Origin of the sequence: Bacillus cereus group sp. N24 (assembly GCF_016483345.1) — a bacterium.
Taxonomy (GTDB): domain Bacteria; phylum Bacillota; class Bacilli; order Bacillales; family Bacillaceae_G; genus Bacillus_A; species Bacillus_A toyonensis.
Map to the genome: position 1 here is coordinate 1 of NZ_JAEHCA010000177.1, position 224 is coordinate 224.

Below are 224 nucleotides of genomic sequence, written 5' to 3' on the forward strand. Positions count from 1 at the left end.
TGACATGTGGAGCTGACGAATACTAATAGATCGAGGACTTAACCATATAATATGTAGCAAATGTTATCTAGTTTTGAGAGAACATAAAAAAACTTGTTGACTTTTAAAGTGAATAAGTTATAATAATGATTGTCTCAAAAGAATAATGTCTGGTAATGATGGCAGAGAGGTCACACCCGTTCCCATACCGAACACGGAAGTTAAGCTCTCTAGCGCCGATGGTA

The 224-nt window shown here is 36.6% G+C and carries 1 rRNA gene; it reads left to right on the plus strand.

Going from position 1 to position 224, the window contains the following annotated elements:
* Nucleotides 1-148: 148 nt before the first annotated feature.
* A 5S ribosomal RNA gene (rrf, locus tag JDS95_RS30930) occupies nt 149-224 on the plus strand; the annotation flags it as partial.